Source organism: Moraxella sp. CTOTU47616 (assembly GCF_032017465.1).
Taxonomy (GTDB): domain Bacteria; phylum Pseudomonadota; class Gammaproteobacteria; order Pseudomonadales; family Moraxellaceae; genus Faucicola; species Faucicola tetraodonis.
This window is the reverse complement of the sequence record NZ_DALZPU010000009.1, coordinates 16,036-32,486: the sequence shown is the minus strand read 5'-3', so window position 1 is coordinate 32,486 and position 16,451 is coordinate 16,036. Positions and strand designations below refer to the sequence as shown.

Annotated in this window: 11 protein-coding genes; 10 read left to right on the top strand and 1 reads right to left on the bottom strand. The window is 43.5% G+C overall.

The annotated features are described in order from the left end of the window. Positions 1-127: 127 nt before the first annotated feature. On the top strand, positions 128-4,357 hold the full coding sequence (rpoC, locus tag RTS10_RS09790; protein ID WP_312540152.1) for a DNA-directed RNA polymerase subunit beta': 4,230 nt from the start codon (positions 128-130) through the stop codon (positions 4,355-4,357). Between the two features lie 86 nt (positions 4,358-4,443). Continuing rightward, on the top strand, positions 4,444-4,962 hold the full coding sequence (locus RTS10_RS09785; RefSeq protein ID WP_284034326.1) for a DUF6586 family protein: 519 nt from the start codon (positions 4,444-4,446) through the stop codon (positions 4,960-4,962). A 130-nt stretch (positions 4,963-5,092) separates the two neighbouring features. On the opposite strand, the gene RTS10_RS09780 is transcribed toward RTS10_RS09785, so the two are convergent. Further along, the gene (locus RTS10_RS09780; protein WP_312540151.1) at positions 5,093-7,822 is read right to left on the bottom strand and encodes a penicillin-binding protein 1A; all 2,730 of its coding nucleotides are present in this window, start codon (positions 7,820-7,822) and stop codon (positions 5,093-5,095) included. Positions 7,823-8,023: 201 nt separating this feature from the next. On the opposite strand from RTS10_RS09780, the gene RTS10_RS09775 reads away from it, so the two are divergent. From RTS10_RS09775 to RTS10_RS09740, 8 genes are all read left to right on the top strand, one after another. Next, on the top strand, positions 8,024-9,076 hold the full coding sequence (locus RTS10_RS09775) for a pilus assembly protein PilM (RefSeq protein ID WP_312540149.1): 1,053 nt from the start codon (positions 8,024-8,026) through the stop codon (positions 9,074-9,076). Further along, a complete protein-coding gene (locus RTS10_RS09770) occupies positions 9,076-9,747 on the top strand; it encodes a PilN domain-containing protein (RefSeq protein ID WP_050324001.1) in 672 nt (223 codons plus the stop codon). The genes RTS10_RS09775 and RTS10_RS09770 overlap by 1 nt, the downstream gene beginning before the upstream one ends. A gap of 2 nt (positions 9,748-9,749) precedes the next feature. After that, a complete protein-coding gene (locus RTS10_RS09765; protein WP_409455602.1) occupies positions 9,750-10,508 on the top strand; it encodes a type IV pilus inner membrane component PilO in 759 nt (252 codons plus the stop codon). Further along, positions 10,498-11,031 (top strand): pilus assembly protein PilP, encoded by a 534-nt coding sequence (locus RTS10_RS09760; RefSeq protein ID WP_203171548.1) that lies wholly within the window; start codon positions 10,498-10,500, stop codon positions 11,029-11,031. The genes RTS10_RS09765 and RTS10_RS09760 overlap by 11 nt, the downstream gene beginning before the upstream one ends. 17 nt (positions 11,032-11,048) lie before the next feature. Next, entirely contained in the window at positions 11,049-13,385 is a 2,337-nt protein-coding gene (pilQ, locus tag RTS10_RS09755; protein ID WP_312540146.1) for a type IV pilus secretin PilQ, read from the top strand. 107 nt (positions 13,386-13,492) lie between these two features. Continuing rightward, positions 13,493-14,029, top strand: a complete 537-nt coding sequence (locus RTS10_RS09750; protein ID WP_101964669.1) for a shikimate kinase — start codon at positions 13,493-13,495, stop codon at positions 14,027-14,029. 67 nt (positions 14,030-14,096) lie between these two features. Continuing rightward, the gene (gene aroB, locus RTS10_RS09745) at positions 14,097-15,194 is read left to right on the top strand and encodes a 3-dehydroquinate synthase (RefSeq protein WP_312540144.1); all 1,098 of its coding nucleotides are present in this window, start codon (positions 14,097-14,099) and stop codon (positions 15,192-15,194) included. A 69-nt stretch (positions 15,195-15,263) separates the two neighbouring features. Then, complete coding sequence (locus tag RTS10_RS09740; RefSeq protein ID WP_312540143.1) at positions 15,264-16,247, top strand: hypothetical protein; 984 nt, start codon at positions 15,264-15,266, stop codon at positions 16,245-16,247. The last annotated feature ends 204 nt before the right edge of the window (positions 16,248-16,451 follow it).

Here is a 16,451-nt window from a genome sequence, read left to right as displayed (position 1 = left end):
TGGCGGCTTTAAACGTCACCATACTCAAACTCAATAGTTTACCTTTTTAATGACAAACGAATAAAAATTAACCTTAAATTGAAAGTCAATCTGTAGCGACCTTCAATTTAATCGATGGAGAAGCAGTTTGAAAGACTTATTAGACATCATGAAAAGCCCTGCCGACTCTGGTAACCAAGAGTTCGACAGCATTCAAATTTCTCTTGCCTCACCTGACACCATCAAATCTTGGTCGCATGGGGAAGTTAAAAAGCCTGAAACCATCAACTATCGTACTTTCAAACCAGAACGTGATGGTCTTTTTTGTGCCAAAATTTTTGGACCTGTTAAAGACTACGAATGCTTGTGTGGTAAATACAAACGCCGTAAATTCCAAGGCGTGATCTGTGAAAAATGTGGCGTTGAAGTGACCGCTGCCAAAGTACGCCGCGAGCGTATGGGTCACATTGAGCTAGCAAGTCCAGTCGCCCATATTTGGTTCTTAAAATCATTACCAAGCCGTATTGGTCTACTACTTGATATGACTTTGCGTGATATCGAGCGCGTATTGTATTTTGAAAGCTATGTAGTGACTGACGCAGGTTTAACTACCCTTGAAAAATACCAGTTGCTCGATGATGAAGATTACTTCAAAGCGCTTGAAGAGTTTGGTGATGAATTCACCGCAAAAATGGGTGCTGAAGCGGTGCAAGACTTGCTGCGTGATATTGACGTGGATTTGGAAATCGACCAGTTACGTGAAGAAATTCCTAATACAGGTTCAGAAACCAAACTTAAAAAAATGTCAAAACGCCTGAAATTGCTTGAGTCATTCCGTGATTCAAACAATAAGCCAGAATGGATGGTAATGACCGTATTACCTGTATTGCCACCCGATTTGCGTCCATTGGTACCGCTTGAAGGGGGGCGTTTTGCCACTTCAGACTTAAATGATTTATATCGCCGCGTCATTAACCGTAACAACCGTTTAAAACGCTTGTTGGAACTCAATGCGCCTGACATCATCGTGCGTAACGAAAAACGTATGCTGCAAGAGTCAGTGGATGCGCTGCTTGACAACGGTCGCCGCGGTCGTGCGATTACAGGTAGCAACAAACGTCCTTTGAAATCTTTAGCCGATATGATTAAAGGTAAACAAGGCCGTTTCCGTCAAAACTTACTCGGTAAACGTGTTGACTATTCAGGTCGTTCGGTCATTACCGTGGGTCCATACCTGCGTCTACACCAATGTGGCTTGCCTAAAAAAATGGCACTTGAACTGTTCAAACCCTTTACTTATGCCAAACTTTTACAAAATGGCATCGCGACCACTATCAAAGCTGCTAAGAAAATGGTTGAGCGTGAAGAACCGGCAGTGTGGGATATGCTTGCCAGCGTGATTCGTGAGCACCCAGTGCTACTAAACCGTGCACCGACCCTCCATCGTTTGGGTTTGCAAGCATTTGAGCCTGTACTGATTGAAGGTAAAGCGATTCAGCTACATCCGCTAGTTTGTAGCGCGTTCAACGCCGACTTTGATGGTGACCAAATGGCGGTACACGTACCGTTAACCCTAGAAGCCCAGCTTGAAGCCCGTGCCTTGATGATGTCAACCAACAACATCTTGTCACCTGCCAATGGTGAGCCAATCATCACGCCATCACAAGACGTTGTATTGGGTTTGTATTACATCAGCCGTTCGCACATCAATGCCAAAGGCGAAAACATGACTTTCTCAAACGTGAAAGAAGTGTATCGCGCGCTAGGTACCGGTGATTTAAGCGTCAATGCCAAAATTAAAGTACGTATTGAAGAAACCACGTATGACGAAGAAGGCAATGCCAATACCCTTACCAAAATGGTTGATACCGTTGCGGGTCGCTGTTTGATTTGGAATATTACCCCAAAAGGTATGAGCTTTGAAGAAGTCAACAAAGAGATGACTAAGAAAAACATCGCTCGCCTTATCAATTCTTGCTACCGCAAAATGGGCGTGAAAGACAGCGTCATGTTTGCTGACCAATTGATGTATTTGGGTTTTGCCCAAGCGACGTTGTCAGGTGTATCCATTGGTATGGAAGATATGCTCATTCCACCTACCAAAAATAAAATCATCGAAGCGGCTGATGCAGAAGTTCGTGAGATTGAAAGCCAGTTTGAACAAGGCTTCGTGACCGCGGGTGAACGTTATAACAAAGTCATTGATATTTGGTCACGTACCAATGACCAAATCGCCAAAGCGATGATGGATAACCTATCACAAGATACCGTTGTCAACAGCCAAGGTGAAACGGAAAAAGAAAAATCGTTTAACTCGATTTATATCATGTCGGATTCAGGGGCGCGTGGTAGTGCCGCACAGATTCGTCAGTTGGCAGGTATGCGTGGTCTAATGGCAAAACCAGACGGCTCGATTATTGAAACCCCCATTAAAGCCAACTTCCGTGAAGGCTTAAGCGTTTTACAGTACTTTATCTCGACGCACGGTGCCCGTAAAGGTCTAGCCGATACCGCACTAAAAACCGCAAACTCAGGTTACTTAACCCGTCGCTTGGTTGACGTTGCGCAAGATTTGGTTATCACCCAGCCTGATTGTGGTACCGATAAAGGTATCTTGATGAAGCCACACATTGAAGGTGGTGAAATCATTGAGCAATTGGCTGACCGAGTGCTGGGCCGAGTCACTGCTAAAGATGTGATGTCAAATAAAACAGGCGAATTAGCCATCCCATCGGGTACCTTGCTCGATGAGCATTGGGTAAAAGTGCTTGATGAACATGGTATTGACGAAGTTTGGGTGCGTTCAGTGATTACTTGTGAAGTGCCACATGGCGTCTGTTCACAATGTTATGGTCGTGACTTAGCACGTGGTCACCGCGTCAATATTGGTGAGTCTGTGGGTGTTATGGCAGCGCAATCAATCGGTGAGCCAGGTACTCAGCTAACCATGCGTACCTTCCACGTGGGTGGTGCCGCGAGTGCCGCAGCCGTGGAAAATAGCATTCAGGTTAATAAAGGCGGTACTGTTCGCTTCCAAAACTTGAAATCTGTAAGCCATGCCGACGGTCATTTGGTGGTAGTTTCTCGCTCTGCAGAAATTAGTATTACTGATGAATTAGGCCGTGAGCGTGAGCGCTATAAAGCACCGTATGGTTCGTCAATTCTAGTGGCTGATGGCACCGAAGTTACCCCAGGTCAAACCATTGGTAAATGGGATCCGCATACCCATCCAATCATTACCGAGGTATCAGGTACCGCACGCTTTAGCGAAATCACCGATGGCTTAACCGCTACCATGAAAATCGATGAAGCAACAGGTATGAGCTCATACGAAATCTTGGCAACTAAAGACCGCCCAAGCTCGGGTAAAGATTTACGTCCTGCGATTATCCTTGATACCAAAGAGGGTAAAGAAGTGGTGTACTTCTTACCACAGCAAACCATCATTCGTGTGCGTGAAGGCGATGAAGTAACAACAGGTTCGATTTTAGGTCGTGTACCACAAGAATCATCAGGTACCAAAGATATTACCGGTGGTCTACCACGTGTTGCTGACTTATTTGAAGCGCGTCGTCCAAAAGACCATGCGATTATGGCGGAAATGAGTGGTACAGTAAGCTTTGGTAAAGACACCAAAGGTAAAAACCGCTTTATCATTACCAATGATGATGGCGAAGTGCATGAAGAGTTGATTCCGAAATGGCGTCAAATCAACGTATTTGAGGGTGAACGTGTTGAGCGTGGTGAGGTGATTGCCGATGGTCCACAAAACCCACACGATATCTTACGCTTAAAAGGTGAAACTGAGCTTGCCAACTACATCGTCAATGAAGTACAAGACGTTTACCGTTTACAAGGGGTAAAAATTAACGACAAGCATATTGAAGTGATTATTCGTCAGATGCTACGTAAAGTTGAAATTACCGATGGCGGTGACTCAAATCACTTTAAAGGCGACCAAGCTGAATACGCTGATATCGTAGCCACGAACAAAAAACTCGACGAAGAAAACAAATTCCCAGTCAAGTTTGACCGTTTATTGCTCGGTATCACCAAAGCCTCATTGGCAACTGAAAGCTTTATTTCAGCGGCGTCATTCCAAGAGACAACGCGTGTATTGACGGCGGCAGCGGTTACTGGCAAGATTGACGACTTACGTGGTCTAAAAGAAAACGTGGTAGTCGGTCGTTTGGTACCATCAGGTACTGGTTTAGCTTACCATGCACAGCGTCTAGAGAGTGGTAAAACAACCGCGACAGAGGCTGGTGAAAACCAGTTAGAAGCGTTAGACACCTTGTTTGCCGAAACCATGGAACCTGCGTCAATGTCATTTGAAGACCAATTTGCCGAAGAGTTTAATAGCCAAGATGCAAAATAATCATTAATCAGTCATAAAAAGGTCAGTGCTTGCAACTGGCCTTTTTTTTCATCAAAATATCCGTATCAAATCTCTAAGGAAAAAATATGGCAGGTCGTGTTGCACGTTATCAAGCAGATAGAACCAATCAAAAAATGTATTTTTGCCGAATTTATTGTCAGCAAGCTGAACAGACGCCAAAAGGGCAATTACAGGAAGCACATATTGAAAGCGCGCTCATGCATTTGTACGGCGGCTATTTGGCATTTTTACAAGAAGTAGCGCGCTATTATAATTTAACTATGCCAAACCCGAGTCTGCAATCAATTAGTGATGCCTTGGAGGCTAAAACCCAAGTATCACCTGAAGTCATGCGGTTAAAGCAACTATTAGCTAATGATTATTTGGGCGATATCGAAAAAGCATGGCAGCAAATTATCTATAAACCTGTGCCACCAAACCTGGGAAATGAGAGCGATGAAAGCAACAAAAATGCTAAACTGCCAGTGATTGATGTTATGGCAAGTCCATCAAGTACCAATATTTCAGTCGATATGATTCGACAATGGCGTGGCGATTTGGTGGATACCATTGATAGTTTGCGAGAAGGGATGATTGAGTTTTAATCGTTTAATCAAAATTATTATTTATCAACTAGGTGCTTATCCCCTTAATACTTATCAAAGATCATAAAAAAAGCTCGATTACTAATCGAGCTTTTTTATTAGGCTTTATTAACTAAAGTTTATTAACGACTCATTCGTTCATTGGTTTATTGTTATTTAACTGAGCGTAGTTGATATTGTTACCCGTTGTTGGCATCGGCACCGATGCTTGTTCCTCAGGGCGTTTTTGGGTAACCGCTTGCGGGGGTTTACTGTCATCACTGTTGATTTCATTGCCCTTGCTATCGATGCGTCTAGTACCATTGTCAGTAAGCTCAATGGTTTCCTGCTCTTGTTTTTTAGATTTGGCGCGATTATTCACTGACACCCATTCTACAGGTTGACCTTTGAGCATTTTAGAGGTGAAATCCATCCAAATGGGTAGCGCCGCCACGCCACCAAATTCTTTTTTACCCATACCGATCGGTTGGTCAAAACCGACCCAAACTGTCGTCACCATTCTAGGGTGGATACCAGCAAACCACGCATCTTTGGCATCATTGGTAGTACCTGTCTTGCCACCTACATCTGAGCGACCTAGCGCCCGCGCCTTAATCGCAGTACCGCGCTGGATGACATCACGTAAGATATTGGCCATTTGGAATGCCACGTTAGAAGAAATAATACGCGGCGCTTGCTGTGCTGGAATATACTGGATAGGCATGGGTTTTAGCTTATCAGTGTCGGGACCTGCATCATATAATTGCGCTTCAAGCGACGCTTGGCGTGCTAGCATTTGCTGAGTGCTAGCTTCTAATGCCGCTTCTTCTTTGCTGAGTTTTTTCTTATCTTGTTTGTCTAAATTTTCTGGTTCTTTGGTTTTAGCAAGTGGGTTTGCGTTGAATAAATCCGATTTTTCAGTCGCTTTATCGCCTGCTTCAGCGTCATCATTCTGACCACTTAACAAAGCCGCTCGTTGTTCTTGGAAGGCGGTTAGGTTGTCTTCATTGGTTTGCTGTAAATCATTGTTAAAGCATACCGCACAGGCTTGTTTTGGATTGGCTTGGTATTGCAGCTTACCGTTGTAGTCAAAAATTTGCTGAATAAAATAAGGTTGAATACGGTGACCGCCGTTGGCAAAGGTCGCATAGCCCGTAGCCATCTGTAATGGGGTCGCTTCACCAGACCCGAGCGCCAATGATAACGTGTTTGGCATGCGTTCTTTTTCCAACCCAAACTCATTGAGTAGCTCACGCGTATCAGAGATACCCGCTGAACGTAGTACCCGAATCGATACTAAGTTACGTGATAGGTATAAACCTTTACGCAGTGGAATCATCCCCAAATTGCGACCATCTGAGTTCTTGGGTTTCCATGAGCCGACGGTCAATGGATCATCAGATATCATGGTATCTGGGCTAAAGCCTTTTTCTAGGGCAGTGGTATAGACTAATGGCTTGATGGTTGAGCCTGGTTGGCGATAACCTTGAATCGCGCGGTTAAATTTACTTTTATTAAAATCAAAGCCACCAACGACCGCAAGTAACGCGCCAGTTTCTGGATTGACCGATACTAGGCTACCTTCAACGGCTGGAATTTGCACCAAGCTCCAGCTGGTGTTGTCAGCATTTGATGTGACATACACAATATCATGCAGGTTGACGATATTGTTGGAGATAAATGCTGAGTTTGGATTACGGTAGTGCAGTGTCGCCCAGCGCATGTTTGACCAAGGCACTTTAATTTGAGTACCGTCTTTCATGACCGCATCAAAGCCATTGCCAGGATAGACTTTGGTGACTTCAACCGGATAAAAAGAATGGATAACCGGGAAATTGGCAAGCTTGCCAGGTTTTTCTTTATCTTTTGTATTAGCAGGGGCGCCACGCCAACCGTGGCGGCGATCATACGCAAATAAACCGCGTTTAATGGCGTTTTCTGCAATTTCTTGTGCTTCGCTATTAATGGTAAGCTTCACGCGCCAGCCCGAATTGATGACAGCTTCGCCATATTGTTCCACCAATGAGGCACGGGTCATTTCCGCCAAATACGGTAAGTTTTTATCAAGTTTAGCTTGGTATAGGCGCAGTCCAATGGGTGCGGCAACCGCTTCGTCGTGTTGCACTTGGCTAATTGCGCCATTTTTAAGCATCTGACCCAAAATCCAGTTGCGCCGCTCTAACGCGCGCTCAGGATTAGCAACAGGATTGTATTTTGATGGTGCTTTTGGCAGACCGGCAATCATTGCCATTTCTGCAATGGTTAGGTTATTCAATGATTTACTATAATATTGTTTAGCGGCAGCTTTAATCCCATAGGCACCTTGACCCAAATAAATTTTATTAACATATAAGGTCATGATGTCTTGTTTAGACAGCTTTTCTTCAATTTTGCGGGCTAAAAATAACTCCGTTAATTTACGATTAAGGGTACGTTCGGAGGATAAAAAATAATTTTTGGCAACCTGTTGGGTAATCGTCGACCCACCTGTTTGGCTATCGTCGTCGCTAACCGCTTCGGTCAGTGCGCGCCCAATACCCTTAATACTGATACCACTGTGCTGAAAAAATGACGAATCTTCGGCCGCTAAAAAAGCATTAACCATATTTTTGGGAATTTGCTCATAACTCACTGGCAAAGACATATCATTACCGTATTGACCAATTAATTGGTTATCCTCGGTATAGATTTGTAGTGGCATTGACAGCTTGGCTTTTTTAAGGTCATCTAAGCTTGGTAGGCTAGGTGATATATACATCGCCATACCGTAAAAACCGATGGGGAAAGCTAATACCAAAATAAAAAGAAACGCTAAAATTGCAACCAAAAGATTGAGTAAAAATTTCATCCAAGTAAAGGTAGCAGCAGTCGACTGGGTCATAAAGTCATTAGCTCAAAGCAAAATAAAGCTTTATTATACCTAAAAAAATTTGAGTTCTGTGAAAAATCTATTTTGCTTTTCGCTTGTTTTTAAACCACCCAATAAATTAGTGACAACTAATGGTTGAATCAAATAAATTTCTAAAGTATTGTAGCGTAGTAAAAATCACGTTACTGAACTTAGTATACAAGGAACAAACTTGTGAGGTTATTTACAAAAAACAACAAGCTAGTCGTTGGGGTAGATATCACTACCACTGCGATCAAAATGGTTGAAATAACACGGCAGCAAGGTCTATTTCATTTAAGAAATTACGGCATTGAACCGTTACCTCGCGGTGCTGTTGTTGATAAAAATATTGTAGATATTGAAGCGGTCAGTGACGCCCTCGCAAGATTATCTCGTAGCAGAGGTTTTTCCAGTAAACATATCGCGACAGCCGTAGCAAGCTCTTCGGTTATTAGCAAAATCATTGAGATGGAAGCGGATCTCACAGAGCTTGAACGAGAATCCCTTATACGTCTAGATGCTGACCAATATATTCCCTATCCTTTATCAGAAGTTAATTTAGATTTTGAAGTGATTGGCCCTTCAGCTACGCCTGATATGTGTAAGGTATTGTTAGTTGCCTCTCGCACTGAAAACGTTGACCAACGTGTCGACGCGGGTGCTTTGGCGGGGCTGGATACTAAAATTGTGGATGTGGAGTCTTACGCAGTTGAACGCGCCTTTCAATTGATGGTCGATAGCTTGCCAGGTCAACCTCAGCATATAGCCCTTATTGATATCGGGCACAGCCAAACCACGCTTTATATTGCAAAGGACGGGGAGTTTGTATACAGCCGTGAACAACTTTTTGGCGGCGCCCAGTTAACTGAAAGTATTCAAAATCGTTATGGTTTGACGTTCGAGGAGGCGATGATTAATAAGCGCACCCTGTCATTGCCGGATGATTACTATACTGATGTATTAATGCCATTTTTAGATGACATTGTGCAGCAAATCACCCGCTCGCTGCAGTTTTATTTTTCATCAAGCCAAAATAGCCAAGTAGACTATATTTTGTTGGGCGGTGGTAGTGCCAGCATTGCGGGTCTAGCGAGCATGGTTGAACAAAAACTTGGTACCCGCACAGGTATTGCCAATGCATTTTCAAATATGACGATTAATAACCATATCAACACTGAATTACTGATTATGGACGCGCCAAGCTTAATAGCAGCTTGTGGCTTGGCGTTACGGAGTTTTGATTAATGGCAAAGATTAACTTACTTCCTTGGCGTCAAGAACTTCGTGAACAAAGAAACCGTGAGTTTATGACTTTAGTGGTTGCGGTATTATTATTATCACTACTTGGTGCCTTTGCGGCATGGAGTTACTATAAAAACACCCTAGAAAACCAGCAGCTTGCTAATGAACGCATCAAACAAGAAAACGCTAATTTAGACAAGGCGTTAAAAGAAATCGCAACCCTTGAGCAGCAGCGTGATGATATCATCGCGCGTATGAAAGTGATTCAAGACTTGCAAGGCCGTCGCCCTGTCCCTGTCCGTATTTGGGAAGATATTGCCAGAATTATCCCCGCACAAATGTATTTAACCAGTATGAAGCGTGAAGCTGATACCATCACCTTTACCGGTCAAGCCGACAACCCGAATGTGATTTCGACATTTATGCGCAGTCTTGATGGGACGCAGTGGTTAGAAAAATCGGCTGTGGTCAGTATACAGCAGCCCAATGCGGTGGCTTATCAAGCCCCCACACCCGCACCTGCTGCTGGTAACATCAGTGCTAGCAGTACCAGCGCAACATTACCAGAAGCCAATTACGTGACTTTTGTGGTAACAACCATGGTTAAGCAAACCGACATCGCCAGTGCTACCGCTGCAAGTGGCGTTGCGGCAAGTGCGAGTAAGGAGAAATAACGGTGAAATTAACCAATCCGCTAAAAAGACCGAAACTCGTCAAAAAACCTGTTCAAATTACCGCAAAAAAATCGTTTGATGTTAAAGCCTTTACCGAAAGCTTTAAATCCCTGGACCAAAATAATTATGGTAGCTGGCCTGTGCCTGTTAAGGTTACCGTATTGCTATTTATGGTTGCTGTTATCGCCTTTTTAACTTGGTTTTTGCCGATTAGTACCAAACGTGATGAGATTGCCGCTGCCGAAGCCGAGCAGCAAACCTTGTTAGATGAATATCGCCAAAAAGAATCCAAAGCACGTCATCTAAAAGAATATCAGGCGCAAGTATCAAAAATGCAGTCTGATTTTAAAGAACTGCTCAATCAATTACCCAAAGACACCCGTATTTCTGACTTGGTGGATGGAATTAATATGGTTGGTGTGGGCAGTAATGTCAAATTTCAGGATATTAAAGTTGAACCCGAAGTCTCCCAAGAATTCTTTATTGAGCAGCCAATTCGTATTGCCGCTTTAGGAGATTATCACCAATTTGGCTCATTCATTAGTGGGCTTGCTAAATTACCTCGGATTATTACCCTCCATGACTTTGAAGTTGCCAACCCTAGTCCTAGCCTAGACAAGCTACCAGAAACCAATCTTGTTTTGAACGTTAAAACTTATCGTTCAAAAGAGTTAACTGAAGAAGAATTGAAAAAGGCACAAAAAGATAATCAAAAAAATCCAGCTGGGTCTGACAATAAGGAAGCGAATAATGGCAATTAATAAAAAACCGCTCACTATTTGCTTAGCCCTATTAGCCCTCTTATCTGGCTGTACCGACCGTGTCGGTTTGGCAGAGCAACAAATGCAGGACATCCGTAACCAGCCTGCGCAACCGGTAAAGCCACCGCCGACACCCGAAGTGGTACAAGAGTTTAATTACAGCGCTTCACCGCTGCGTAGTCCATTTATGCCGCCTAGTTTAATGCTGCAAGCCAATCAAGTACAGCAAATGAAAGGGGTGAGACCGGATGTGTCCCGACTCAAAGAGCCACTTGAACAATTTGAGTTGAATGAGCTTACCTACAAAGGTACGATGGTGTCATCATCTGGCGAGGTGTATGGTCTTGTGCAACGCCCAGATGGGGGGATTGCCAGTGTCAAAGTGGGTAATTATATGGGTAAAAATGAGGGGCGTATTGCAGAGATTACCCCAACCCAAATTAACTTAATTGAAATCATACCAGACAGTCGTGTCGGCTATGTCGAAAAAGCAAACTCAATTGTTGCCGCAGTTAGTCAATAAAACAAAGGGATAATTCAATGAATTTTAATGCCTATCCATTTCGAACTTCAACGTCTAAGCTTGCGGTAGCGATGAGTGCGATGTTAGTATCTAGCAGTGTGTTTGCAGCTGATACCATTAGAAATATCTCGGTTACCACGCCGAGCGCTGTGCTAACAGAACTCAATATCGACTTTGCTAATAGTGCTGTGACCCCGACGGCTTATGAACTTGCCTCACCCACACGACTGGTGTTGGATTTCCCCAATGTGAATAATCAAATTTCATCACGGATGCAAACTTATAACCAAGGCTATGTCAACAATGTCACAACGCTGACCAATGACAGTATGACACGTATGATTATTGAGTTGTCAAATCAAGCGACCTTTAGTACACGTGTGATTAATAATCGCCTGGTAGTATCAATGCAGCCGAAAACCACAGCAGCTACCAATCCAGCTATCGTTAAACCTGTGGTGACTACAGCGGCCGTTGTGAGTCAGCCCGCGGTGGTAACGCCTGCTGCCGTAGTGACTGAAGCTGCGCCTGTGATTGCTACACCGCCACCTGTGGTCGTGCAAACGCCGCCACCTGTTGCCGTCGTGACCCAAACACCAAAAGTCGCCCCACCCGCCAATACCATGGTAGTCAAAGTCAATCCTTTATTAAATCCTGCTGCCGCCGTTGTTCAACAATACAACTATGATGGCCTAGCGGCGATTAATTTTAATGGCACCTCGAACGGCGGCGGTAATGTTAGCATTAATTTGGTGAATGACAGCATCCCTGTGGATGTACAGCGCATGGGTGATGAGTTAGTCATTCGTCTGACAGGCGCTACCATTCCAAGTCGCCTGCAAAAACAAATGACCGTAGGTAATGGCTTGGTGCGTGATATTATCGCAACCAACCAAGGACGCAATGGCGTGATTCGTATTACCATGACAGGCGATTATGACTATAAAGCCTTTCAAACAGGTAATCAGCTAAATATCAATATCGATCCCCCCAAACGTCTGCGCGAGCCGACCATTGAAGAGCGTACCTACAGCGGGGCACCTTTATCACTAGAGTTTCAAGATGTCAGCGTGCGGACGATTTTAGAAGTGTTGGCACAACATACCAATACCAATATCGTTGCCAGTGACAGCGTCAGTGGTAACATTACCTTGCGTCTGATTAACGTGCCTTGGGATCAAGCCTTAGATATTATCCTAAAAAGTAAAAATTTGGATAAACGGGTTAATGGTAATGTAATTTGGGTGGCACCCGCGGCAGAACTTGCCAAACAAGAAGCCGATGAGTTAAAAGCGCAACAAGAGAAAAAAGTATTAGACCCCCTGCGTACCGAATATATTCGACTCAACTATGCCAAAGCAGAAAATGTACGAACATTGATTGAAGCAGGCAGAGCAACATCCGATCGTTCGAGCGGTAGTACCTCACTGTTAACAGACAGAGGTACAGTCACAATCGATACCAGAACCAATACTTTGATTGTTAAAGACACCGCTGAAACCATCAGCAACATCCGTGATTTGATTAGTAAAATCGATATCGCTGTCAAACAAGTGATGATTGAAGCCCGCATTGTGAGTGCTAGTGATGCTTTCACCAAGGAGCTTGGAGTTAAATGGGGCATTTTATCGCAAGGCGTGCACAGTAATCGTAATTTATTAGTGGGTGGTTCTGAGCAGACCATATGGGATCTTAAGAAATATAGTATGCAATCAATGACCGTAAATGGGCAAACTGTTGATTATCCTTCATACACTATTACACGACCTGACAATCTTAGTGTCAATCTAGGCGCAGCTAACCCTGCAGGACAAATTGCCTTTGGCTTGTTGAGCATTTCAGATTTACTATTAGATTTAGAATTGTCAGCCATGCAAGCGGATAACAAAGGCGAAGTCATCTCCAGTCCAAAAGTGCTAACTTCTGATAAGCAAACCGCCAAAATCATGTCAGGCACACAAATCCCTTATCAAGAAGCCTCTGCCAGTGGCGCGACATCTACATCCTTTAAAGATGCCGCACTTAGCTTAGAAGTTACTCCAAATATAACACCTGAAGGAAAGATAGGATTAGAGCTATTAATTGAGAATGGTACACCTAATTATTCTACTAATCCAGTTTCTATAGATAAGGATTCGATTAATACGAGTGTAGTTGTCGATGATGGTCAGACTGTAGTTTTGGGTGGAATATTTAAAAATATTTTAGGAAATAATGTTACAAAAGTGCCTTTCTTAGGAGATTTACCTTATGTTGATCGCTTCTTTAAGCGCACCTCAAAAACCAATAACAAGCAAGAATTATTGATTTTTGTGACCCCAAAATTGGTGAATGACACGGGCCGTGTTAATTAATTTACTCCCTAATAGAGCTGTTGTATAACAAAATAGTCTTATAGCACATTGCCACAAATCACAGTATAATGTTTTCAATATATTATAGAGTGATTTGTGGTTTTTTTATGGAGTGTAATCAACCTAAGCCGTTAATTATTTTGATTGGCCCGATGGGTGCGGGTAAGACCACAATTGGTAAACTGTTGGCGCAGCAACTTGGGTTTACGTTTTATGACAGTGATCAGGAAATAGAACGCGTCTCGGGCGCAAGTATTAGCTGGATTTTTGAAAAAGAGGGTGAAGTAGGGTTTCGTCAACGCGAAACACGTGTACTTGATAAACTAACCCAGCTCGATCATGTCGTACTAGCCACAGGCGGCGGGGCAGTTACTATCGCCGAAAATCACCATTTTTTAAAACGGGGTATAATCATCTATTTGCGGGCAGAAGTTGACATTCAGTATGAACGCACTTGTCGTGACCGCAACCGTCCGTTATTACAAATAGACAATCCTAAGCAAAAGCTAACCGAGCTTTTTTGTAAACGTGACCCAATTTATCAGCAGCTTGCCGACATCACCATTGTGACGGGTCACAATTCCCCAAAAAAAATGGTGCATGACATTCTGCTGCAATTGCAAGACGCCAATATAACCGTCTAAATGTCGCAATCTGATATGACAAGCTAATTGATGACAACCTACTAGATGACAAAAAGATAATATTGATATGAGTACTGCCATGCGCCGTGAGTTAATTGTCCATACACGTTCACACGACTATCCCATTTTTATTGGGGAAAATCTCATCGAAACCTTTGATTTTGCTGACTATATTGGCGGCAAACAAATATTGGTTGTCACCAATGAGACAGTTGCACCCTTATATCTTGACAAGCTCGTCGCACGTCTGCCTGCCGATAAACTCGTTAAAACTTGTATTTTACCGGATGGTGAGCAATATAAAACCCAGCAAAGCATTGATAGTATTTATGATCAGTTGATGGAAAATCACTTTAACCGTGACTGTACGCTGATAGCCCTTGGCGGTGGCGTCATTGGTGATATGGTGGGTTTTGCGGCAGCAAGTTTTATGCGTGGTGTGAATTTTATCCAAATTCCCACAACGTTGTTGTCGCAAGTGGATTCTAGCGTGGGCGGCAAAACAGGCATCAATCATCGCTTGGGCAAAAATATGATTGGCGCGTTTTGGCAGCCGCGTCTTGTTTTGGCAGATATGACCACCTTAAAAACCTTGCCACCGCGTGAGTTGTCAGCAGGGTTAGCGGAAGTTATCAAATACGCGTTAATCGGCGATGTGGCTTTTTTGGCTTGGCTTGAAACCCATATGACGTCGTTACGCACGCTCGATTTGAATTTGTTAGCCCAAGCTGTACTGATTTCTTGCCAGCATAAAGCGGATATTGTGGCGCAAGATGAGTTTGAAGCCAATAAGCGTGCGCTGCTTAATTTTGGTCATACCTTTGGTCATGTGATTGAAACACATGAAGGTTATGGCAATTGGCTACACGGTGAAGCAGTCGCGGTAGGCATGATTCAAGCGATGCAATTGTCACAAAAACAAGGTTGGCTTAGCGCGGATGATGTTGACAGAGCCAGCTCTTTAATCGCTCGTGCTGATTTACCCACCCATCCGCCAGCCATTAAGGTGGACACAGCACTGGATTTGATGGGTCATGATAAAAAAGTCAAATCCGGCAAAATTCGTCTCGTATTACTAGAAAAATTGGGACAAGCGGTATTGACGTCAGCGTATGATCCAGCGTTACTGACAGACGTACTGGCTTTGACTGACAAACCTAATTGATATAAATTTTATAGATGGGTTAAAGCGTCATATCGGGCGTTAACCTTACCTCAGACAGAAGGTTGTTTTATGGTGCATTCTTTATCTACGCTGTATCGTTCATGGGCATTTAAAGTGACCACTTGGCTGATTTTAGCGGCGATTGCAGGCGGCTTGACGGTCATGGTGTGGATTGCTTCTGCAGTAAAGCCTGCCAAAAGTGCGGTGAAAGCGGCGAGTAATGCCAATCAAAATCAAGATCCCACCGCGCTACTATTGGCAAAAACACCTGAAGAGCTTAATACTGAAGTTAGACCCATCAAATTTGATGCGGTGATTCGTGATATGCGCAACTATCCCAAAGAATTTAAGGACAGTCGCTTTATCAAGGCCAATAACGGTAAATGGACAGTTCAAGTCATGAACGTGGTGGAGCACGAAGTGGTCACCGATTACCTAAATAGCCGTGACGATCGTGATAAATTTAATTATTTTCGTATCGTCGATGCCCATAACCAAAAACGCTTTGTGGTCACTTATGGCGTATTTGGCTCAGTACAAGAAGCGGTTGGCGCAGCTAAAGTAGTGAATTTTAATTTACCAAAAGAAGTTAAGGCATTTCCTGAAGAATTTAAAATGTATGCCCCACAAATGGATGAGTATGAAGTCGCGCCGCCCCTTCGTGATGTCGGTAAGACAGCCGCGCGAGAAGTCAAACTAACCTCTACACCAAAATTATTGCCCGCGCCAAAAGCCAAAGTTGAACCGCAACCACAAACTGCGACTTCCACAGCAGCAGAACCAAAACGCGTAGCGCCAAAAACTAGCATTGAAAAGTCAGTCAATCCGCAAGAGACCCTTTCTATCCAAGAAGGTAAAGTGATTGCTGAAAGCAACAGTAACGACTCAAATACCACCCGTTCAGAACCAAAAGTTATCAATAGCAAGAATGATAATGCTGACGTTAAACCCAAACAAACCCCTAGCAAGCCGGCTGAAGAAAAGCCAAAATCCAAAGAAGCCTCAAAAGATAGCATGGGCGAGTTAATCAAGCAGAAGTCCCAAGCTAACTAGTGAGGTTAGACGGGTTGGTTTTGGGGTTCAAATAACAGTGGATTTTTTTACCCTTTTTCGTTAATATAACAAAGGGTGCCATTTTTATTTCTTATGGTGTATATAGATAACAAACATGACGGTTATATATTCCAATCTTTTATGATTCAATAGCAAACATTGCACATATTTATAGTATGCCCATTTCTTTGCTACCAGCTTGTT